Consider the following 20,913-nt stretch of genomic DNA (forward strand, 5'->3'; position numbering starts at 1 on the left):
GGGGTGGCCACGGAATGCCGCAGTCCGGGCTGACGGGTCGGGCGGTGGGCGCGGGACGGAGCGAAGGACGACGAAGGGGCCCGGCGCCGAAACGCCGGGCCCCTTCGCGGGTACGACCTAGCTGTCGCCGCCGGTCTCGCCCACCGGGGCCGCGTTGACGTCGTCCAGCGCGTACTTCTTGGCCGCCTCGGCCGGCACGTGGGCCGGCACCGCGCCGCGCACGGCGAGCTGGCGCAGCGTCGCGACGGCCACCGACTCGGCGTCGACGTGGAAGTGTCGGCGCAGCGCGTGCCGGGTGTCCGACATGCCGAAGCCGTCGGTGCCGAGCGAGGTGTAGTCGCCCGGTACCCAGCGGGCGATCAGGTCCGGCACCGCGCGCATCCAGTCGCTGACCGCGACCTTCGGCCCGTCGGCGTCGGCCAGCTTCCGCTGGATGTACGGCACCCGCTGCTCGGCGCCCGGGTTGAGCAGGTTGTGCTCCTCGCACTCCACCGCGTCGCGGCGCAGCTCGCTCCAGGAGGTCACCGACCAGACGTCGGCGGCCACCCCCCAGTCCCCGGCGAGCAGCTGCTGCGCCTTGAGCGCCCACTGCATGCCGGTGCCGGAGGCCAGGATGTTGGCCTTCGGCGCGTCCCCGTCGACCCGGGGAGCCGGGGAGTAGCGGTAGATGCCCTTGACGATGCCCTCGACGTCCACACCCTCCGGCTCGGCCGGCTGGAAGATCGGCTCGTTGTAGACGGTGAGGTAGTAGAAGATGTTCTCCTGCGCCTCCCCGTACATCCGGTGCAGGCCGCTCTCCATGATGTGCGAGATCTCGAACGCGAACGCCGGGTCGTAGGCGACCACCGCCGGGTTGGTGGCGGCGAGCAGGAGCGAGTGGCCGTCCTCGTGCTGCAGGCCCTCACCGTTGAGTGTGGTGCGGCCGGCGGTGGCGCCGAGCAGGAAGCCCCGTGCCATCTGGTCGGCCGCGGCCCAGAGCCCGTCGCCGGTGCGCTGGAAGCCGAACATCGAGTAGAAGATGTAGAGCGGGATCATCGGCTCGTCGTGCGTGGCGTACGACGTGCCGGCCGCGGTGAACGAGGCGACCGAGCCCGCCTCGTTGATCCCCTCGTGCAGGATCTGGCCGGTGGTGGCCTCCTTGTACGACAGGAACAGCTCCCGGTCCACCGAGGTGTACCGCTGGCCGTGCGGCGAGTAGATCTTCGCCGTCGGGAAGAGCGAGTCCATGCCGAAGGTGCGCGCCTCGTCCGGGATGATCGGCACCCAGCGCTTGCCGAACTCCTTGTCCTTCATCAGGTCCTTGAGCAGGCGGACGAAGGCCATCGTGGTGGCGACCTTCTGCTTGCCCGAGCCGCGCTTGACGTCGGAGAACCGCTCGGCGCCCGGGATCTGCAGGGTCTTGCCGGTGGTCCGACGGGTCGGCAGGTAGCCGCCGAGCTGCTTGCGCCGCTCGTGCAGGTATTCGATCTCGTCGGAGGTGTCGGTCGGCCGGTAGTACGGCGGGAGGTAGGGGTTCTCCTCCAGCTGCTTGTCCGGAATGTCCAGGTAGAGCCGGTCGCGGAAGAGTTTGAGGTCTTCCAGGGTCAGTTTCTTCATCTGGTGGGTGGCGTTGCGGGCCTCGAAGTGCGAGCCCAGCGTCCAGCCCTTGATGGTCTTGGCCAGGATCACCGTGGGTTGGCCGGTGTGTTCCATGGCCGCCTTGTAGGCCGCGTAGAGCTTGCGGTAGTCGTGACCACCCCGCTTGAGGTTCCAGATCTCGTCGTCGGACAGGTGCTCGACCATCTTGCGGGTGCGCGGGTCCCGGCCGAAGAAGTGCTCCCGCACGTACGCCCCGGACTCGGCCTTGTAGGTCTGGTAGTCACCGTCGGGGGTGGTGTTCATGAGGTTGACCAACGCGCCGTCGGTGTCCGCCGCGAGCAGCGGGTCCCATTCCCGACCCCACACCACCTTGATCACGTTCCAGCCGGCGCCCCGGAAGAACGCCTCCAACTCCTGCATGACCTTGCCGTTGCCCCGGACCGGGCCGTCCAGGCGCTGCAGGTTGCAGTTGATCACGAAGGTGAGGTTGTCCAACTCCTCCCGGGCGGCCACGCCGATCGCGCCGAGGGACTCCACCTCGTCCATCTCACCGTCGCCCAGGAACGCCCACACGTGCTGCTGGGAGGTGTCCTTGATGCCCCGGTGGTGCAGGTACCGGTTGAACCGCGCCTGGTAGATAGCGTTCATCGGGCCGAGGCCCATCGACACGGTGGGGAACTCCCAGAAGTCCGGCATCAACCGCGGGTGCGGATACGAGGGCAGGCCGCCGCCCGGGTGCGACAGCTCCTGCCGGAAGCCGTCGAGCTGGTCGGCGCTGAGCCGCCCCTCGAGGAAGGCCCGCGCGTACATGCCGGGGGAGGCGTGGCCCTGGTAGAAGATGTGGTCCCCGCCGCCCGGGTGGTCCTTGCCCCGGAAGAAGTGGTTGAAGCCCACCTCGTAGAGGGACGCGGAGCTGGCGAAGGTGGAGATGTGACCACCCACCCCGATCTCCGGACGCTGCGCCCGGTGCACCAGCATCGCCGCGTTCCACCGGATGTAGGCCCGCAGCCGCCGCTCGATGTGCTCATCCCCCGGGAACCACGGCTCGCGCTCCGGCGGGATGGTGTTGATGTAATCGGTCGTCGTCAGCGACGGCACCCCGACCTGACGCTCGCGGGCCCGCTCGAGCAGGCGCAGCATGACGTAGCGGGCGCGCTTGGTTCCGCGCTCGTCGATGACACCATCAAGCGACTCGACCCATTCACTGGTCTCTTCAGGGTCGATGTCCGGAAGCTGGCTCGGCAGACCAGCGGTGATCACCGGGCGCTTGCGTTCCGTAGCCACAGGCGTTCCCTCGGTTCTGTGTGGGTTAGGTCTCTAGCGCCATCCTGCCTCCTGATACCGCTCGTCGTCACGTCTCCCTCCCTCAGACGCGACGCTCAACACAGGTACTCACCAGTAACTTTGCGCTACCGGCCGCGCCGCATCCGGGCGGCGGACCGGCGCCCCGCCGGGGTCCGTTCCGCCGCCGGCCGCGCCGCCGGGCCGGGTGGGGCAGAATGCGCCGTATGCGTAGCGAGGTGATCAGTGTCCAGACCGGGTCCCGGCCGACCGTCCGGGACATCACCGCCGAGGCCGAGCGGTTCGTCTCCGGCCAGGGCGACGGCCTGCTGCACGTCTTCGTGCCGCACGCCACCGCCGGGCTGGCGATCATCGAGACCGGCTCCGGCTCGGACGACGATCTGCTGCGCGCGCTGGACGACCTCCTTCCCACCGACGACCGGTGGCGGCACCGGCACGGCTCGCCCGGGCACGGCCGGGACCACGTGCTGCCCGCCTTCGTCCCGCCGTACGCGACCCTGCCGGTGCTCGGCGGCCGGCTCCAGCTCGGCACCTGGCAGTCGCTCTGCCTGGTGGACACCAACGGCGACAACCCGAACCGGAAGGTCCGCTTCTCCTTCCTGGCCGGCTGACCCGGGGCGGCTGGCCGCTCACGCTCCGGGCGGCCGGCGGCTCACGCTCCGGGCGGCCGGCGGCTCACGCTCCGGGCGGTCGGCGGTTCAGCCCTCGGCGGGTCCGAGCAGGCGGCGCAGCTCGCCCGGGGTGTGCCCGAGCTGGGCGCGGACCGTGCGGGTCAGGTGCGCCTGGTCGGTGAAGCCCAGCTCTGCGGCGAGCCCGGCGAGGCTGTCGACGCCCTGCTCCAGCCGGTCCAGCGCCCGCCCGACCCGCAGCCGGTTGCGGTAGCGGGTGAGCGGCACCCCGACCAGCGCCTGGAACTCCCGGCTCAGCCGGTACGGCGAGACCCCGAGCGAGCGGGCCAGCGGGACGAGCCCGGCGGCGTCCGGGTGGCCGTCGTGCAGCGCCGTGCGGGCCCGTTCCACCAGCCGCCGGCTCTGCCCGGTGCCGCCGGCCGCCGGCCCGGTGGCCGTGCCGACCAGCCGGACCAGTCGCTCGGCGGTGGCGAACCCGGCGTCCCCCCGGCGGACGGACCGCAGCAGCAGCCGGTGGGCGAGGTCGACCCGCGCGTCGACGTGCACCACGGCCGGGACCGGCCGGTCGGCGAACAACTCCCGCCACAACCGCTCCGACAGGTGCACCGAGGTGCAGTCGTCCCCGCCCGCCGTCGGGTGGGCGAAGCGCTCCTCCTCGCCGGGCACGGTGAGGTAGGCCGTCGTCGCGTCGACGTACTCCACCCCGCCGCGCCCGGCCCGCCGGAAGCCGCCGCGCAGGGCCAGCACCAGCCCGTAGGCGCTGGCCGCCTCCGGCCCGCACCAGCGGGTGTGGTCGTCGCGGCAGCGCACGGCGGTGACCCGGAAGTCCGGGTGCCGGAGCAGCGGCGTGGCGGTGTGCATGCCGGCCAGCGTAGGCCGCCGGGCAGCGGTTCGGCGGGCCGCGCGCCGGCCGGGCGCCGCCGCAAGGATCGACAAGACCGGGGCCGGCGGGGCCGGCAGGCTGGCGGCCGTGACCGAGCCGAACCGCGGCGCCGCCGCCCTGCTGGCCGTCCTGCTGACCGGGCAGGCGATGTCCTCGATGGACACCTCGATTGCGACGGTCGCCGCCCCCGCGATCCGGGCCGACCTGGCCGCTCCGCCGGCCGTGCAGCAACTCGTCCTCGCCGGTTACACGCTCACCTTCGCGGTGCTGGTGGTCGCCGGCGCGCGGCTGGGCGACCGGTACGGCTACGCCCGGGTGTTCCGGCTCGGCCTGGCCGGGTTCACCCTCGCCTCGCTGGCCTGCGGGCTCGCGCCCGGCCCGCTGGTCCTGGTGCTGGCCCGCATGGTGCAGGGGGCGGCCGCCGCGATGCTGGTGCCGCAGGTGTTGTCGCTGATCCAGGCCCGGATCGCCGGTCCGGCGCGGGCCCGGGCCATCGGCGCGTACGCGATGGTGCTGGCGCTCGGTGTGGCCGCCGGCCAGGTGATCGGCGGGCTGCTGGTCACCGTCGATCCCGGCGGCCTGAGCTGGCGGACCGCGTTCCTGGTCAACGTGCCGGTCGGGCTGGTGCTGCTGACCGCTGGGCGGCGGGCGCTGGCCGGCCCGCCCGCGACGCCGGACCGCCGCGAGCGACTGGACGTGCCGGGGGTGCTGCTGCTGTCGGCGGCCATGCTGGTCCTGGTCGGTCCGCTGGTGCTCGGCCGGGACCTGGGCTGGCCCGGCTGGACGACGCCGGTGGCGGTCGCCGCCGGCGCCGCCGGGCTCCTGCTCTTCCTAAGGTACGAGGCCCGGCGCGCCCGGCGCGGCGGGGACCCGCTGCTGGACGTGGCGGTGCTGCGCCGGCCGGGGGTGGCGGCCGGGCTGCTGGCCTGCTGCGTGGCGATGGGCTGTTATGCCGGATTCCTCTTCGTGCTCACCCTGCGCCTGCAGGACGGGCTGGGCTTCACGGCGCTGGCCGCGGGGCTCGCCTTCGTCCCGTACGCCGCGGGTTTCGCACTCTGCGGCCTGGCGGCGCCGCGCCTGCCGGAGCGGATCGGCCGGCGGCTGTCGGTCGGCGGGCCGCTGGTGCTGGGGGCGGTGGTGCTGGCGGTGGCCCTGCTCTCCGGTGCCGGCTGGCCGTGGTCGTTGGGCAGTGTCCTGCTGCTCGCCGGTGGCGCGGCGCACGCGGCGTCGTTCAGCCCCCTGGTGACCCGGCTCACCGCGAGCGTGCCGGTCGGTTCGGCCGCCGCGCTCTCCGCGCTGGTCTCCACCGGCACGCTGCTGGCCGCGGTGCTGGGCGTGACGGTGATCGGCGGCCTGCACCTGGCCCGCCCGGACGCCCCGGCGGCCCCGGCCACGCTCACCGCCGCCCTGCTCCTGGCCGGCGCGCTGGCCGCCCGCCGCGCGCTGCGCACCGCCGCGTCGACGTCCGTCCGGCCGGAAGTCGGCGCGGATCACCTGGTCAGCCGATCCGAGACTGGTCAATAGTTGGCGAGTCAACTGCTGCCGAGCAAGTAGAATGCTCCTCGTGGCGTACCCAGTCCTCTCCTCGACGGGCCCCGACGCGAGCGACCGCGCGGACCTGGCCGGAGACGCCGTGCGCCGGATCCTGCACATCGCCGCCGCCATGCGCCACCACCAGGACGTCGAGCTCACCGGCCTGGGGCTCACCCCGGCCACCGCCCGCGCCCTGCACGAGCTGGACCCGGACCGCCCGCTGCCGGCCCGCGAGCTGGCCGAGCAACTGGGCTGTGACCGGTCCAACGTCACCGCCCTGGTCGACAAGCTGGAGCAGGCCGGGCTGGTGGAACGGCGGGTCGACCCGGCCGACCGGCGGCAGAAGGCGCTCGTGGTGACCGACGCCGGCCGACGGGTACGCGATCACGTCCACCGGGTGATGTCCGACTCGCGACTCCTCGGCGGGCTCACCACCGGGGAGCTGGCCACCCTGCGTGAGCTGGTCTGGAAGGTCTCCGACGGGGGCTGCCCGGAGCGGTGCGCGGAGGACTGAGCCGCAGCGCGTGGTACGTGTCCGACTGGGCGACCCGGGCCCGCGTCGGTAATGCTGTCCGACGTGACCTTCCCGCAAGATCTCGACGACCGGTTCCGGGCGGCCCTGGGTGAACTCGGCGCCCCCGCCCGGCGCCGCGACCTGGCCGAGCCGCTCGCCGACGGCGCGCCGCTGACCGGAGCGCAGGCGCTGGCGCTCTTCGACGCCCAGGTGACCAGCCGGCTGCTGGACCTCGCCGGCCGCTGGCTGCGCGGCTTCGGGGAGGGCTACTACACGATCGGCTCGGCGGGGCACGAGGGCAACGCCGTGGTCGCCGCGGCCCTGCGCCCGACCGACCCGGCCTTGCTGCACTACCGGTCCGGGGCCTTCTACTGCGTGCGCGCCGCCCAGGCCGCCGGCGACTTCCCGGCACCGGCCGAGCCCGCCGACGGCACCGGTGACGACGGGGCCGGCAGGCCGGCGGCCGACATCCCCGCGGCCCGGACCCCGATCGACGGGATGCTCCCGGCCGCACCGGCCGCCCGCCCGGACGAGCCGGACGTCCGCTCGGTCGCACCGGACGTCCGCTCGGACGACCCGGCGGCGGGCGGTCCGGCGGCGGACGATCCGGCGGCGGGCGGTCCGGCGGAGCCGCCGGCGGGGAGCGCGGCGAGCGCGGACCCAGCGGCGGTGCAGGAGCGGTCGACCGGCCTGCCCTCGACCGCGGACCGGACCGCCGTGCCCGGGCCGGCCGCCGGCGGCGGGACGGGCCCGGCCCCGGCGGGCCAGGCCGGGCTCACCGGGCCCGGCGAGGAGGCGGCCCCGCTCCCGGCCGGCGCCACCGTGGCGGTCGACAGCGCCGGCCGGGCCGAGGTCGACGCGCCGCCGCTGCCCCCGCCGAACCCCGATGACGCCTACGCGGAGGCGGCGCGGGACGTGCTCCGGGGCATGGTCGCCTCGGCCTGCGAACCGATCGCGGGCGGCCGGCACAAGGTGTTCGGCCGGGCCGACCTGGCCGTGGTCCCAACCACCTCCACGATCGCCTCGCACCTGCCCCGCGCGGTGGGCACCGGGCTGGCCCTGGAACGGCTGCGCCGCACCGGCGCCGCCCGCCGGGCCGCCGACGACACCGGCGCCACACGCCGGGCTGCGGAGGATCAGGGCGCCGCCCGCCGGGCCGCCGAGGACACCGGCGCCGCCCGCCGGGCTGCGGAGGACCAGGGCGCCGCCCGCCGGGCCGGCGGGGACACCGGCACCGGTTCGCCGTGGCCGCCCGACGCCATCGTGGTCTGCTCCTTCGGCGACGCCTCGATCAACCACGCCACCGCCACGGCCGCGTTCAACACCGCCGGCTGGTACGACCACACCGGCTTGCGCATCCCGGTGCTCTTCGTCTGCGAGGACAACGGGCTGGGGATCAGCGTCCGGTCCCCGGAGGGCTGGGTCGAGGCGACGCTGCGCGCCAAGCCGGGGATCCGCTACTTCGCCGCGGACGGCAGCGACCCGGTCGAGGCGTACCGGGTGGCCGCCGAGGCCGCCGCCTGGGTCCGCCGGCACCGGCGCCCCGCCGTGCTGCACCTGCGCACCGTCCGGCTGATGGGGCACGCCGGGGCGGACGCGGAGACCGCGTACCGCAGCCCGGCCGAGCTGGCCGCCGACGCCGCGCGGGACCCGCTGCTGGCCACCGCGCGGCTGCTCGTCGAGGCGGGCTTCGCCGAGGGCGAGGAACTGCTGGCCCGGTACGACGAGCGGGGCTGGCAGCTCCGCCGGATCGCCGAGGAGGTGCTGGACGAGCCGAAGCTTGCCTCCCCGGCGGAGGTGGTGGCCGAGCTGGCCCCCCGCCGGCCGGCGCGCGTCTCGCGGACGGTGGCCGACGCGGCGGCCCGGGCGGCGGGGCCGGACGCGGCCGCCCGGGCCGCCCGCTTCGGCGGCAAGCTGCCCGAGTTGGCCGGACCGCTCACCCTGGCGCAGAGCATCAACGCCGCGCTCGCCGACGGCATGCTGACCCACCCGGAGATGGCCGTCTTCGGCGAGGACGTCGCCGCCAAGGGCGGGGTGTACGGGGTGACCAAGGGGCTGCGGGACCGGTTCGGTCCGGCCCGCGTCTTCGACACGCTGCTGGACGAGACCTCGATCCTCGGGCTCGGGCTCGGGGCCGGCCTGGCCGGGATGCTGCCGGTGCCGGAGATCCAGTACCTGGCGTACCTGCACAACGCCGAGGACCAGCTGCGCGGCGAGGCGGCGACCATGCGCTTCTTCTCCCGGGGGGCGTTCCGCAACCCGATGGTGGTGCGGATCGCCGGGCTGGCGTACCAGGAGGGGTTCGGCGGCCACTTCCACAACGACAACTCGGTGGCCGTGCTCCGGGACGTACCCGGACTGGTCGTCGCGGTGCCGGCCCGGCCGGACGACGCCGCGCCGATGCTGCGGACCTGCCTGGCCGCCGCCGGGGTGGACGGCACGGTGAGCGTCTTCCTGGAGCCGATCGCGCTCTACCACACCCGCGACCTGTACGCCGACGGCGACGGCGAGTGGCTGGCCGGGTACGCCGAGCCGGGCGCCTGGGCCGCCGGGCACGTGCCGGTCGGCCGGGCCCGGGTGTACGGGGTGGGCTCCGCCGAGGACGTCACGATCATCACCTTCGGCAACGGGGTACGGATGTCCCTGCGCGCGGCGGCCACCCTCGCCGACGAGGGGATCGGCTGCCGGGTGGTGGACCTGCGCTGGCTGGCCCCGCTGCCGGTGGCCGACATCATCCGGGAGGCCTCGGTCACGTCGCGGGTGCTGGTCGTCGACGAGACCCGCAGGTCGGGTGGGGTGGGCGAGGGAGTGATCGCCGCGCTGGTCGACGCCGGGTATGTCGGGGCCGCGCGCAGGGTCGCCGGACTTGACTCGTTTGTACCATTGGGTCCGGCGGCGCGTCAGGTTCTGGTCTCCGAGGACGCCATCACCGAGGGTGCCCGTACGCTGCTGGCACGGTAAATTCCGTTCCACCCGGTGCGCCACTTGCGCGGGGAGCCACAACTGTGTGGACTTGGCCCGACGGCATCAGTGGGACGCCGCGAGCAGGGATGAGATGAGGAGGCACGCGACAGTGAGCGCGACCGCTGGTCAGGCCGCCGACGGGGTACGCAGCCTGGCGGACCGGTTCGGGATCGAGCCGGGGATGGTCGTCATGGAGATGGGGTACGACGACGACGTCGACCAGGATCTCCGGGACGCCCTGACCGACCGCTGTGGAGAGCTGGTCGACGAGGACACCGACGAGGTGGTCGACGCGGTTCTGGTGTGGTACCGCGACGGCGACGGTGACCTCTTCGAGCTCCTCGTCGACGCCCTCGGACCGCTCGCCGACGCCGGCGTGGTCTGGCTGCTCACGCCGAAGGCGGGCCGGGACGGTCACGTCGAGCCGAGCGAGGTCGCGGAGAGCGCGCAGACCGCCGGCCTCCAGCAGACCTCCACCATCAACGCGGGCCGCGACTGGAGCGGCGCCCGTCTCGTGCTCCGGCGCGGGTCGAAGAGCAAGAAGTAGCCGCCCGGGCGTACCCGGCGGCGGCACCGCCCGGGTGTGGCAGGCTGATCATCTCCAGACTCGACCCGAGGAGTACGCATGCCCATCGAGGTTGGCGCCGAGGCGCCGGACTTCGTGCTCAAGGACCAGAACAACCAGGAGGTCCGGCTCGCCGACTTCCGCGGCCGGCGGACCGTGCTGCTGGTGTTCTACCCGCTCGCCTTCACCGGCATCTGCCAGGGCGAGCTCTGCGAGGTGCGGGACAACCTCAACGAGTACGTCAACGACGACGTCCAGGTGCTGACCGTCAGCGTCGACTCGGTCTACGCCCACAAGATCTGGGCCGACCGGGAGGGCTACCAGTTCCCGCTGCTCGCCGACTTCTGGCCGCACGGCACGGTGGCCCAGGCGTACGGGGTGTTCAACGACGTCGCCGGCATCGCCAACCGGGGCACCTTCGTCATCGACAAGGCCGGCGTGGTCCGCTTCGCCGAGATGAACCTGCCCGGCGAGCCCCGGGACCAGGAAGGGTGGCGCAAGGCGCTGGCCGAGGCCGTCGCCGCCTGATCCCACCTCGGGCACGCCGTTCGACCGGGTCGGAGGCCGGCAGGTAAGCTTGCCAACCTCCGGCCCGCCGTACGGGCGTTCCGGGCGCGTAGCTCAGTGGGAGAGCACTCGCCTTACAAGCGAGGGGTCGCAGGTTCGAAACCTGCCGCGCCCACCACCAACCACCAGCGAAAACCGCCCCGAGAAGTGCACTCCCGGGGCGGTGACAGCAGGAGCGATCACGAGAGCTGTCCGTCGAGATTCCGAGCGCCTGCCGCATGCATCGACGGCTCCATCGCGGCCCCCCGTTGCGGTCCGTCAAGCAGAGCTTGACGGACGATGGTGGACTGTTCCGGCAGCTCGCCACGGTTGCCCGCCCAGCTCACCGAGGGCTGATCGGTCGGGCAGAGGTGGTCAGCAGGAGCCACGTGTCGGGCGGGAGATGCGGCTTGTCGGGCACCGCACGCCGTTCCTCGCGGTAGCCCGTCGGGCACACCTCGGCGGCGACCCGGCGCCAGAAGCGGGCGGCACCAGGGTTCTCCTCCTGGAAGGCCACCTCCCAGGCGCCCGTGTGTCTGGCGAAGAGCTCCCGGGCGGCGAACCGTCCGACGCCCGAGCGGCGTACGGCTCGGACGACGAAGAATTCGGAGATGTGCAGGGGCTGGATCGCCAAGCCGGACACAAACGCGAAGCCCACGGGTCTGGTGTCCTGGTGGAAGAGGTAGCCGGAACTGTCCGGGTCGTCGAGGTAGGTGGGCAACCTGCCCGGTGCGAATTGGCCCGTGTCGTCCGGCAGCATGCCACGGAACTCAGACAGGTCGTGCCGGTACAGCTGCCAGAGCCGTTCCACGAGCGGCAGGTCGTCGGGCTGGAACGGCCGAAGGGTGACGGGGTTCAGCACGCCATCATGATGCCGGATCGCCAGCACGCAGCGGCCGACGTGCAGCGTCCAGCTGCCGTTGGCCGATTCTCGGCCGCCGGCGCCCTCCAAGCGCTGCGGGGCGCCGGCCGGCGGGAAGTCAGTGGCCGGCGAGACGGCAGCCGGGGAGGATACGTCGATGCCTCGATCGGCGCTGCTGGACCGCGTTCAGGACCTCTGGGGCAGCCTCGCCGGCGTGCCCGCCGGTTTCCCGGCGGACGGCGTGCGGGTGGTTGTCGCTCCCGAGTCGCGGCTGTGCCCGCCGGGATGGGTCGGCATCGTGGTGGTGGGAGGCTCTGGCATCGCCACCGCGCCGGACGCTGCCACCGCCCGCTTCCTGCGCGGGTCGCTTGCCGGGGGGCCGCCCCGGGCGGCCGTCGAGCCTGAGCGGTGGAGCGGGCGGCCCGGCGTCGTGGACATGCTCGGTCCCGCCTCGTTGGCGTATCTCGATGAGCGGGAGTTCCGGCCGGCGACGAGAGGTGCCGACGTGGCCCGGTTGCCGCCGGGCCACCCAGACCTTGATCGGACCGGGTGGTGCCGTCCTACACGCCGACCCTCACCGCGCTGCTTGGTCGCGGATGTCGCCGCGGACGACGTTGCGGAGAGCGGGATCGACGACATCACATCGCCGGTGTTCGTCGTCCGGGACGGCGGGCAGGTGGCAGCGGCGGCGGGTTACCGCCAGTGGCCTGGCTCGGTCGCGCACCTCTGCGTGCTGACCAGCACCCGTCTCCGAGGCCGTGGGTTGGCCCGTGAGGTGGCTTCCGCCGCGGTGGCGGATGCGCTTCAGAACCACCTACTGCCGCAGTGGCGGGCACGCCCGGAGCCGTCGCGACGGCTCGCCCGTCGGCTCGGCTTTCAGGAGTGCGGTGCCCAGTTGAGCCTCAGGATCGCGGCCCACCAAGGCGACCGCGACGCTGGGGTCACGTCCGGTGGCGCGCGGTAGCGCGTTGGGCCACGGTCACTGGTAGCGGCTGTATGCCGCATGAAGGCTGGCGCCGTCCAGGGCATCGAGAGCGATCCGAACGGCCACGGCGGTCCAGCTGTTGCTCCGGTGGGGAAGGATCGGCGCGTGTTTCGACGGCTGACCGGCGACCAGGCGAGGCGTGAATGTCCCAGATCTATGCGTCACTGTTCACTCTCGTTGGCACGCTCCTGGTGATCGGGGCGGGATTCTGGCAATGGCGTCGTACGCAGGCACGCGAGCGGTCCAAGGAGTACCGGGCGAAGCGTATTGAATATCTCTCGAAGGTGTGGACGAAGCTGTCCGAGGTGGAGAGTGCCTTCCGTCAGGTTGCCAGGTTTGGTGAGGGTCCGGTTCCACTGGGCGTCATGGAGCGTCGAGAGGTGAACCTGCTTCTGATCGACGCCGCGCCCTTCCTGTTGAAGGACGAGCGGGAGTGGGCGCTGTCCATCGTCGAAGAGATCATCGAGATCTCGACCCTCATCCTGCACGCGAAGGTTGAGCCGGGCTGGTGGGTATCGTCGATCGCGGCACCTGAAGTGACTTCCACCAGCGCCAACGCCGCTCATCGGCTGCAATACTCCCGCGAAAAACTCGGCCAGCGCTATGCCGCCGTGACGCGTGGCGATCATGAGTAGGGTGCCAACGCTGACAGGTGGCCATCGTCAGGCTTCGCCGGTTGATCGTCGGGCACCTAGGATCGTGCCCACGAGCGGCCCCGAGATGAGGAGCGAGCCGTGCCGCGGTCACCGACGTTGCTGCTGGAGCGCCTGCACCACGCCGGGCTGACCGACGTCGACACGGTCGAGCCGGCGGCGGGCGGGTTGGCGGCGCTCGCGGGGATAGCCACCCGCCGGGACGCGCCGCCGGTGTTCGTCAAGGCGTTCGCCGAGGCGCCGGCCGACGACGTCTTCGTCGCGGAGGCCGAAGGGCTGGCCGCCCTGCGCGAGCTCGGCGGCCTGTCGACGCCCGAGGTGATCCTGGCCGACCGGGACCTGCTGGTGTTGTCGGTGCTGCGGCCCAGGCCGCCGAGGGAGACCTTCTGGGAGCAGTTCGCGCACGCGCTCGCCCGCCTGCACCTGGGCACCACCCAGCCACGCTTCGGTTGGCACCGGGACAACTGGCTGGGCCGTCGCCGGCAGGTCAACACCTGGCACGACGACGGTTTCGCCTTCTTCGCGCAGCACCGGCTGCTGCGCTGGCTCGGGGAGCCCCGCGTCGAGGCGGCCCTCGACGCGGGCGACCGGGCGGCCCTGGAGCGGCTGTGCGACCGGCTGCCCGACCTGTTGCCCGACCGCCCGGCCTGCCTGACCCACGGCGACCTCTGGGCCCAGAACGTGCTGGCCACCCCGGACGGAGGGCCGGCGGTGATCGATCCGGCCGTGTCCTACACCTGGGCCGAGGTCGACCTCGCCCACCTGTGGACCACCGCGCCGCCGCCGGAGGCGCAGCGCTTCTTCGCGGTCTACGCCGAGCTGACCGGCCTCGACCGCGACTGGCCGGCCCGCATGCCGATCATCCAGCTGCGGCAGCACCTCGCCGTGCTGGCCCAGTTCGACGACGACTGGGGCGCGGCCGACCAGATCCGCGCCACCCTCGCCCCGTTCCGGCCGGGTACCTGACGCCGCGCCGGGGTGGTGCGAGTCGCAGGGGAGGGCGGTCTGGTCGCCGGTCCCTGTCCCGACCCCACCCGGACGCGCCGCCCACGCCCCTCGACCACCCAGTAGACAGTGTCTACGGCGGGGTGGTAGACCTAATATGTGTCGACCTCGGACGGCAACCTGCGCGCCCGCCTCGTGGCGGTCGGGGTCGACCTGCTGTCCCGGGAGGGCACCCGCGCGCTGTCCCTGCGCGAGATCGCCCGCCAGGCAGGCGTCTCGCATGGTGCGCCACGTCGCCACTTCCCGACCCACCAGGCCCTGCTGGCCGCCATCGCGCGGGAGGGCTACCACCAGCTCGGCCAGCAGGTCGCCGAGTTCATCCGCACGGCACCGCCAGATCCGTACGCCCAACTCCTCGGACTGGGCCGGCTGTATCTCGACTTCGCCCGGACCAACCGCGGCATGTTCGAGCTCATGTTCCGGCACGACCTGTTGCGGGGCAACGGAATCGGCCTGCGGGAGGCCAGCGGCGCCCTGTTCGGCGTACTGGTCGACCTGGTCCTTGCGGCCAGAGCCGAGGCGGCCGACGCCCGCCCGGCATCCGTCACCGCCGGCGCGCTCTGGGCCAACCTGCACGGCATCGCCGAGCTGTGGCAGTGGGGCAGCCTGCAGACGACCGTGCGGACCGAGGACGTCGAAACGCTGCTGCGCGCCGCGCTGGACGCCCACCTCGGGCCGGCGAAGGCCACCCGCACCCGAGCCACCTGAGGGTGGCCGGCACTGACCCCCCGGAGGACGACGTGCTGCTCCAGACCACCATCCGGTCGCTGCTGGTCCCGGTGGCGCGACTGGCCTTCCGGCCGGTGATCGAAGGACGGGAGAACGTGCCCCGGCGGGGTCCGGTGATCCTGGCCGCCAACCACCTGTCCTTCATCGACAGCGTGGTGATCCCGCTGGCGGCGCCCCGGCCGGTCGCCTTTCTCGCCAAGGCCGAATACTTCCGCCAGCCCGGGCTCAAGGGCCGGCTGACCCGTACCTGCCTCACCGGTATCGACGCCATCCCGGTGCAGCGGGGCGGTCACCGCACGGCCCAGGCGTCGCTGCACCTGGCGCTCGACGTGCTCGCCGACGGGCGGGCCTTCGGCATCCACCCCGAAGGCAGCCGGTCCCGCGACGGGCGGCTCTACCGGGGCCGTACCGGGGTCGCCTGGCTCGCGCTCGCCTCCGGCGCCCCGGTCGTGCCCGTCGCGGTCCTCGGCACCGACCGGGTCCAACCGGTCGGTGCCCGGCTGCCCCGGCTCGGGGGGATAACCGTGCGGTTCGGTACGCCGCTGCGCTTCGCCGCGCAGCCCGCCGGCAGTACCGGCCGGGCCCGGCGGGCCGTCACCGACGAGATCATGGCCGCGATCCAGCGGCTGTCGGGCCAGGAGCAGGCGCCGGGCTACAACGAACTGTCGACCGCCGCGTAGCCGGCGGCGAACGGATCAGACGGCGTTGAGCAGGGCGTCGAGCGGCCGGGGCAGGGCGTCCCGGCGTACCGCCTCCTCGACGAGCAGGCGGGCGTAGCGCAGGTTGCGGCGGGAGCTGCTGCGCAGGAAGCGCCACAGCTGCGTCTGCGGCTCCTGGCCCCGCCAGGCCGGCTGGCTCTGGAACGAGCGGAACGACCGGAGGTCGCCCTGCGTTTCGAGGAGCGCCTCCACCCCGGCGGTGCCCAGGGCGCGGATCAGCTCGTCCTCCAGGTCCTTGACGCAGACGTGGAACCCGAGCCGCGCCATCTCGGCGCGGTTGCCCGGCGCGCCGACCCCGGCCGCCACCAGGGCACGCCGGAACACCTCCTCCTCCAGCAGGTCGCAGAGGCCGGCGAGGCGTACCCGGGTGTCCAGCGGGGCCAGCCTGGTCAGGAAGCGGCCGATGGCGTGCGCGCCGCCGATCGGCACGACGACGACCCGTTCGGCCGCCAGGTCGCGACCGCCGGCCAGGGCGGCCGATTCGACGGCGATCTGGTCGCTGATCCCCTCGACGAGCACCACGGCCGCGGCGGACTCGGCCTTCGCCAGCGCGGCGGCGGTCGCCCGGATCGACGCGGCGTTGCCGCCCAGCCGGCCGTCGGTCGTCTCGACGGTGAACGCGTCAGCTCGTCCGGTGGTGGCCATGGCAGCAATCATCGGCGACGCCCCGCCGGCCGGCCAGGGATTTGCCGCCGTCCAGCTGCCGACCGGGTCCGTCGTCGGCACCACGGTGCGTCCGCGGTGATGTTGACCACCCCGCGCCCGGCGTACGCGTAGGGGCAGGCCACCGGTGGTTACCCGACGGTTAGAGTGGGCGTCGCGAAGTCGCTCCCCGGACCCCGGGGTGCGGCTTCGTAGCGCTTCACGGGATCCGTGGAGCCCAGCCGTACCGACGTTCTCCGGGCCAACCGAATCGGGACGGCTGCACCCCCACCGCCTGGCCGGCATGTCCGGCCGGCCAACCCGGAACGGAGTAAGCCACGCCATGAGCGTGACTACGCAGGATCCTGCTGCCCCGGTCGACCCCGCGGAGCCCGCCGAGCGCGGCCGCCTCGACCGCTTCTTCGAGATCACCCGCCGTGGCTCGACCGTCAAGCGCGAGGTGCTGGCCGGGCTCACCACCTTCGCGACGATGGCGTACATCGTCGTGCTCAACCCGTTGATCATCGGCACCGCGCCGGACAAGGACGGCAACCTGCTCGGCATCGCGCCGGTCGCCGGGGTCACCGCCCTGGTCGCCGCGGTCATGACGATCATGATGGGCGTCGTGGGTCGGGTGCCGTTCGCGGTGGCCACCGGCCTGGGCCTGAACGCGTTCGTCGCGTACGCGGTCGCCTCCCAGATGACCTGGGCCGAGGCGATGGGCCTGGTGGTCATCGAAGGTCTGATCATCACCGTGCTGGTGCTCACCGGCTTCCGGAAGGCCGTCTTCCGGGCCATTCCCGCCGAGCTGAAGGCCGCCATCGCGGCCGGCATCGGCCTGTTCATCGCGCTGATCGGCTTCGTCGACGGCGGTTTCGTCCGGGCCGGCTCCGGCGTGCCGCTGCAACTCGGCTCCGGCAGCAACGGCACCCTGCACGGCTGGCCCACCGTCGTCTTCCTGGTCGGCCTGCTGGTCACCGGCATCCTGGTCGCCCGCAAGGTCAAGGCCGGCGTGCTGATCGGCATCGTGGCCACCACGATCATCGCGGTGATCGTGAACGCCCTGGCCAAGCCCGGCGGGGCCGTGGTCGACGGCAAGCCCAACCCGGACGGGTGGCGGCTGAACGTGCCGACCCTGCCCGACCCGCTGGTGCAGAAGCCGGACCTGCACCTGATCGGCAACGTGTCGTTCGGCGCGTTCGCGCACGTCGGCCTGGTGACCGCCCTGCTGTTGGTCTTCACCCTGGTGCTGGCCGACTTCTTCGACGTGATGGGCACCACCGTCGGGCTGGCGAAGCAGGCCAACCTGGCGACCGAGGACGGCACCGACATGCCGCGCCTGGGCAAGGTGCTCTTCGTCGACGGTGTCGCGGCGGTTGCCGGCGGTGCGGGCAGCGCCTCCTCGGCCACCACGTACGTCGAGTCCTCCTCGGGCATCGCGGACGGTGGGCGTACCGGCCTGACCAGCGTGGTCACCGGCGTGCTCTTCCTCGGCGCGCTGCTGCTCACCCCGCTGGTGTCGCTGGTGCCCAGCGAGGCCGCCGGCCCCGCCCTGGTGATCGTCGGCGCGCTGATGATCCGCCAGGTCAAGGAGATCGACTTCACCGACGTGGGCGTCGCCGTCCCGGCGTTCCTGACCATGACCCTCATGCCGTTCACCTACTCGATCACCAACGGCATCGGCGCCGGCTTCGTGAGCTGGGTGGCGATCCGGGTGGCGCAGGGCAGGGCCCGCCAGATCCACCCGCTGATGTGGGCGGTCGCCGCCGCGTTCGTGATCTACTTCGGCATCAACCTGGTCAAGGCCGTCACCGGCGTCAGCTGACCGGTCCTCGCCCGCGCCCCCGCTGCCCCCGGCCCGAGGCAGCGGGGGCGCGGCGTATCCAGATCATGGGTTAGGGTGCGTCGCGCGGACACGCGACCGTCGTGGCGCAGGGGGAGATGAGGCCATGGACCGCCATGAGCTTCTCTTTCCCTGCCCTCTTCCGGGTCGCGCGCGCTGATCGACCGCGACCCGGGTCACTCCATGACCTTGGAGAATCGCGTTGTTTCTTCCTGACCTGACCACCGAACGACTCGTGCTGCGCCATTGGCCGGCCGAGGACGTCGCCGCCGTCGTCGCCGGGCAGCGGCGCCCGCACTGGGCGGCGGACTTCCCGGCCGACGGCGAGCGGCTGATCGCCGGGATCATCGCCGGCAACCCCGGCCGGCCGCACGGCCACCGCCTCATGATCGAACGGGAGACCGGCCTCACCGTGGGCGGCATCGGGCTGAAACTGCCGCCCACCGACGGCGCGGTCGAGTTCGGGTACGGCATCGTCGCGTCGCGGCGCTGCCGCGGCTACACCACCGAGGCGGTCCGCGCCCTGGTGGCCCACGCCCGCACCCTGCCCGGGGTGACCCAGGTGCACGCCACCGTCGACCCGGCCAACGTGCCGTCGGTGCGGGTGCTGGAAAAGGCCGGCCTGCGCCGCGACGGCGTGGTGGAGACCGACGAGGGCCCGCTGCACCGGTACGTCGCCGAGTAACGCCGGCCCCGGGTGCGGTGGTGGTCGCCCCGGCGACCACCACCGCACCCGACCCGGGGGAGGGGTCAGGCTCTGGCCTCCTCCCCGACCCTGGCAGCCGGGGTCGCCTTCGGTGCTCGGCGTCCCGGCATCCACCAGTTGGCCTTGCCGCACAGTTCCATCACCGCGGGGACGAGGACCATCCGGACGATGGTGGCGTCGATGAGCACGGCGACGGCCATGCCCAGGCCGCCCTGCTTGAGGGAGACGTCGGGGCCGAGCAGCGAGGTCATGAAAATGGCGATCATGATGGCGGCGGCGGCCGTGATGACCTTGGCCGTCTGTGCCAGCCCGCGGGTGACGGCCAGCCGGGTGTCGCCGGTGCGCTCGTACTCCTCCCGGACCCGCGAGATCAGAAAGACCTCGTAGTCCATGGCGAGCCCGAACAGGAGCGGGAACATCGTCACCGGGATGTAGGTCGTGACCGGCATCTCGGTGGGAAATCCGAGGGCGGAGCCGAACCATCCCCACTGGACGACCGCGACGATCACGCCGTAGGCGGCGGCGATCGACAGGACGTTCATCACGGCGGCCTGCAGCGCGATCGTGACGGACCGGACCAGCGCGATGAGCACCACCAGGGACAGCAGGATGACGATGGCGATCATCGGAACCAGGCGGGAACCGATCCTGTCGGCGTAGTCGATGGTGGCGGCGTTCGGGCCGCCGAGGTAGACCTCTCGGCCGCCGGATGCCCTGGGCAGCACGTCGTCGCGGAGCTTGTGCACCAGGTCCGTGGTCGCCTCGTCCTGGTACCCGGTCCGCGGGAAGGCCATGAAGGTGACGGCCTGCCCGTCCGCGCTGACCCTCGGCGGGGTTGCGTAGGCGATGCCGTCGGTCCTGCCGACCGCCGCGACGACCGATTGCAGATCGGCGCCGGCGGAGTCGACTTCGGTGGCGAAGATCAGGGGCGCGCCGTAGCCAGGTCCGAAGCCCTCGGAGATGATCTCGTAGGAGGTGTAGCTGCTTCTGTCGTGGGGCTGGACACTGGCGTCGGGCATGCTCAGCCGCATCGACAGCACGGGGACGGCCAGCACCAGCATGACCGCGCCGGCCAGGAGCGCGGCGGGCAGCGGCCACCGCTGCACCACGCCCGCCCAGCGCTCGGCGAGGGTACGACGGTCCTTGACCGGAACGCCCCCGGCCCTCGCCCGGCGGGACGCGCGGCGGGGCAGGCGCAGCGAGTTGATCTTGTGGCCGGTGAAGCCCAGGAACGCCGGCAGCAGGGTCACCGCGGCGCTCACCGTGACCAGCACGGCCACCGACGTGGCAACGGCCATGCCGGTCAACATCTGATCACCCATGACGACCAGGCCCAGCAACGCGATCACCACCGTCGTGCCGGCGAAGAGCACCGCGCGACCGGCGGTGGTGATGGCCTTGACCGTGGCGCTCTCCGGAGCGTCGCCGTCCGCCAGGGCGTCCCGGTAGCGGGTCACGATGAACAGTGCGTAGTCGATGCCGACACCGAGTCCGATCAGCACGGCGAAGACCACCGCGAAGTCCGGCGCGGGGACCAGATGCCCCACGAGCTTCATCAGGGCGACACCACCGAGGAGCGCCAGCAGCGCGGTCATGATCGGCAGGCCCATCGCCACCAGCGATCCGAAGGCGATGAACAGGATCACGGCCGCCGACAGGACGCCGATGCTCTCGGCCGGGCCCTGCGGCGGCGTCTCGGCCTTTTCCGCCCTGTCCCCGCCCAGCCCCAGCGTCACGCCGTCGCCGGAGGCCTCCTTGACCGTGTCCACCAGCGGCTTGACCTCGGTCTTCGCCACATCCTTCGCGGTCAGCGGGATGATCGTACGGGCGATCCGACGGTCCTGCGTCACCAGCTTCGGGTCCTCGTACGGCGAGGTCACCGGTCCGGTGATGGGCGAGGCGTCCAGCTCCGCGATGACCTTCTCGATCTTCTGCCGGACGCCGGGGTCGTCGACCCCCTTCTCCGCCTTGATCGCGAGAGTCAGGGTGTCGCCCTGCTGCTCGGGGAAGTGCTTCTCGATCAGCGCCTGCGCCTTGGCGGAATCGCTGTTACCACCGGCGTACTCGTTGTCCGGGGCGGCACCGAAGGTGAAGCCGAGGAACGCCAGGGTGAGCACCCCGACGATCCAGGTCAACAGGACGAGCCGGCGGCGCCGGTAACAGAACCGGGCAAGTCTCGCCAGCGCTCCATCCGCACGGGGAGCCTCGGTCGCCATCATCTTCTCCTCAGTCATCGGTCGTCATTTCGGTGCGCG

The 20,913-nt window shown here is 72.8% G+C and carries 17 protein-coding genes, 1 tRNA gene and 1 pseudogene; 14 read left to right on the forward strand and 5 right to left on the reverse strand.

The annotated features are described in order from the left end of the window. Positions 1 to 117 precede the first annotated feature (117 nt). Positions 118 to 2,862 carry a pyruvate dehydrogenase (acetyl-transferring), homodimeric type gene (aceE, locus tag LQ51_RS27330; RefSeq protein ID WP_046570648.1) on the reverse strand — a complete coding sequence of 915 codons (2,745 nt, stop codon included), beginning with the start codon at positions 2,860 to 2,862 and terminating at the stop codon, positions 118 to 120. Positions 2,863 to 3,086: 224 nt separating this feature from the next. Between aceE and LQ51_RS27335 the strand changes: the two genes are divergently transcribed. Beyond that, the gene (locus LQ51_RS27335; RefSeq protein ID WP_046570650.1) at positions 3,087 to 3,491 is read left to right on the forward strand and encodes a YjbQ family protein; all 405 of its coding nucleotides are present in this window, start codon (positions 3,087 to 3,089) and stop codon (positions 3,489 to 3,491) included. Between the two features lie 87 nt (positions 3,492 to 3,578). On the opposite strand, the gene LQ51_RS27340 is transcribed toward LQ51_RS27335, so the two are convergent. Beyond that, positions 3,579 to 4,370: a helix-turn-helix transcriptional regulator gene (locus tag LQ51_RS27340; protein WP_046570692.1), complete on the reverse strand. Its 792-nt coding sequence runs from the start codon at positions 4,368 to 4,370 to the stop codon at positions 3,579 to 3,581. 109 nt (positions 4,371 to 4,479) lie between these two features. Here LQ51_RS27340 and LQ51_RS27345 point away from each other — a divergent pair, with 109 nt between their 5' ends. The 6 genes and pseudogenes from LQ51_RS27345 (at position 4,480) to LQ51_RS27370 (ending at position 10,653) form a co-directional block, all read left to right on the forward strand. Further along, on the forward strand, positions 4,480 to 5,916 hold the full coding sequence (locus LQ51_RS27345; RefSeq protein ID WP_052745084.1) for an MFS transporter: 1,437 nt from the start codon (positions 4,480 to 4,482) through the stop codon (positions 5,914 to 5,916). 31 nt (positions 5,917 to 5,947) lie between these two features. Continuing rightward, a complete protein-coding gene (locus LQ51_RS27350; protein WP_046570651.1) occupies positions 5,948 to 6,439 on the forward strand; it encodes a MarR family winged helix-turn-helix transcriptional regulator in 492 nt (163 codons plus the stop codon). 891 nt (positions 6,440 to 7,330) lie between these two features. Beyond that, a pseudogene (locus tag LQ51_RS27355) lies at positions 7,331 to 9,400 on the forward strand (transketolase C-terminal domain-containing protein); the annotation flags it as partial. A 112-nt stretch (positions 9,401 to 9,512) separates the two neighbouring features. Further along, positions 9,513 to 9,950 carry a DUF3052 domain-containing protein gene (locus tag LQ51_RS27360; RefSeq protein WP_046570656.1) on the forward strand — a complete coding sequence of 146 codons (438 nt, stop codon included), beginning with the start codon at positions 9,513 to 9,515 and terminating at the stop codon, positions 9,948 to 9,950. Positions 9,951 to 10,028: 78 nt separating this feature from the next. Further along, positions 10,029 to 10,496 (forward strand): peroxiredoxin, encoded by a 468-nt coding sequence (locus LQ51_RS27365; RefSeq protein ID WP_046570657.1) that lies wholly within the window; start codon positions 10,029 to 10,031, stop codon positions 10,494 to 10,496. Between the two features lie 82 nt (positions 10,497 to 10,578). Then, positions 10,579 to 10,653: transfer RNA gene (locus LQ51_RS27370), tRNA-Val, on the forward strand. Positions 10,654 to 10,857: 204 nt separating this feature from the next. Here LQ51_RS27370 and LQ51_RS27375 read toward each other — a convergent pair. Next, on the reverse strand, positions 10,858 to 11,466 hold the full coding sequence (locus tag LQ51_RS27375) for a GNAT family N-acetyltransferase (RefSeq protein WP_231605901.1): 609 nt from the start codon (positions 11,464 to 11,466) through the stop codon (positions 10,858 to 10,860). Positions 11,467 to 11,533: 67 nt separating this feature from the next. On the opposite strand from LQ51_RS27375, the gene LQ51_RS27380 reads away from it, so the two are divergent. The 5 genes from LQ51_RS27380 to LQ51_RS27400 all read left to right on the forward strand — a co-directional run bounded on the left by LQ51_RS27380 (position 11,534) and on the right by LQ51_RS27400 (position 15,428). Beyond that, positions 11,534 to 12,340, forward strand: coding sequence for a GNAT family N-acetyltransferase (locus tag LQ51_RS27380; RefSeq protein ID WP_046570699.1), 807 nt, complete (start codon positions 11,534 to 11,536; stop codon positions 12,338 to 12,340). Between the two features lie 164 nt (positions 12,341 to 12,504). Next, positions 12,505 to 12,996, forward strand: coding sequence for a hypothetical protein (locus LQ51_RS27385; protein WP_046570658.1), 492 nt, complete (start codon positions 12,505 to 12,507; stop codon positions 12,994 to 12,996). A 99-nt stretch (positions 12,997 to 13,095) separates the two neighbouring features. Continuing rightward, positions 13,096 to 13,980, forward strand: a complete 885-nt coding sequence (locus LQ51_RS27390) for a fructosamine kinase family protein (protein WP_046570659.1) — start codon at positions 13,096 to 13,098, stop codon at positions 13,978 to 13,980. Positions 13,981 to 14,118: 138 nt separating this feature from the next. Continuing rightward, positions 14,119 to 14,727 (forward strand): TetR/AcrR family transcriptional regulator, encoded by a 609-nt coding sequence (locus LQ51_RS27395; protein ID WP_046570660.1) that lies wholly within the window; start codon positions 14,119 to 14,121, stop codon positions 14,725 to 14,727. Between the two features lie 2 nt (positions 14,728 to 14,729). Continuing rightward, positions 14,730 to 15,428: a lysophospholipid acyltransferase family protein gene (locus LQ51_RS27400; RefSeq protein WP_231605902.1), complete on the forward strand. Its 699-nt coding sequence runs from the start codon at positions 14,730 to 14,732 to the stop codon at positions 15,426 to 15,428. A gap of 15 nt (positions 15,429 to 15,443) precedes the next feature. Here LQ51_RS27400 and LQ51_RS27405 read toward each other — a convergent pair whose 3' ends face one another. Further along, positions 15,444 to 16,112, reverse strand: a complete 669-nt coding sequence (locus tag LQ51_RS27405; RefSeq protein ID WP_231605903.1) for a TOPRIM nucleotidyl transferase/hydrolase domain-containing protein — start codon at positions 16,110 to 16,112, stop codon at positions 15,444 to 15,446. A 340-nt stretch (positions 16,113 to 16,452) separates the two neighbouring features. Here LQ51_RS27405 and LQ51_RS27410 point away from each other — a divergent pair, with 340 nt between their 5' ends. After that, on the forward strand, positions 16,453 to 17,934 hold the full coding sequence (locus tag LQ51_RS27410; protein WP_082159690.1) for an NCS2 family permease: 1,482 nt from the start codon (positions 16,453 to 16,455) through the stop codon (positions 17,932 to 17,934). A 220-nt stretch (positions 17,935 to 18,154) separates the two neighbouring features. Further along, positions 18,155 to 18,637: a GNAT family N-acetyltransferase gene (locus tag LQ51_RS27415; protein WP_197087933.1), complete on the forward strand. Its 483-nt coding sequence runs from the start codon at positions 18,155 to 18,157 to the stop codon at positions 18,635 to 18,637. 65 nt (positions 18,638 to 18,702) lie between these two features. Here LQ51_RS27415 and LQ51_RS27420 read toward each other — a convergent pair whose 3' ends face one another. After that, the gene (locus tag LQ51_RS27420) at positions 18,703 to 20,892 is read right to left on the reverse strand and encodes an MMPL family transporter (protein ID WP_046570662.1); all 2,190 of its coding nucleotides are present in this window, start codon (positions 20,890 to 20,892) and stop codon (positions 18,703 to 18,705) included. Between the last annotated feature and the right edge of the window lie 21 nt (positions 20,893 to 20,913).

The organism is Micromonospora sp. HK10, from assembly GCF_000982955.1.
GTDB lineage: Bacteria > Actinomycetota > Actinomycetes > Mycobacteriales > Micromonosporaceae > Micromonospora.